The organism is Stenotrophomonas sp. STEN147, assembly GCF_056757995.1.
The window spans coordinates 1-519 of sequence record NZ_JBRRCG010000042.1 but is presented as its reverse complement, the minus strand read 5'-3'; the positions used below and the strand labels follow the sequence as shown (position 1 = coordinate 519).

Sequence of the window (519 nt, the reverse complement as noted above, 5' to 3'; positions counted from 1 at the left end):
TGTGGAACCACCCGATCCCATCCCGAACTCGGAAGTGAAACGCAGCTGCGCCGATGGTAGTGTGGCTCAAGCCATGCGAGAGTAGGTCATCGCCAGGGTTTATACCCAAAACCCCGCTGCTCACGCAGCGGGGTTTTCCTTTTTTTGCAGGCACCTGGTTTTGACCTGGACTTGCGGCAACAACTTCACGAAGAGCTTCAGGTTCCTCAAACAAGTTGTTGACAAAGCTGAAAGGCCTGCCATAATAGGCGGCTCGCAACGACGAAAGCCCCTCGGGGACAACGACGAAGCAGCTCCGGCAACAACGTCCACCCCGGTGCGACGGCCTTGAAAAAGGTGTTGACGAAGCGGAAAAGCCGGCTATAATGGGCGGCTCGCTACGAAGGAAACTTCGCAGCACACGGGAACGGCGCTGAGGCCACTTCCCCGGATCTTTGAAAGTATGCGCAGGTATCTTGTGAAGGCGCCTGCAGGAAGGATGATTGTCCATCTTGCAGACGTTTGATCAAGCAACTATTA

General features: G+C 55.1%; 1 rRNA gene. It reads left to right on the top strand.

Going from position 1 to position 519, the window contains the following annotated elements:
* A 5S ribosomal RNA gene (gene rrf / locus ACVOKU_RS18555) occupies positions 1-98 on the top strand; the annotation flags it as partial.
* Positions 99-519 lie beyond the last annotated feature (421 nt).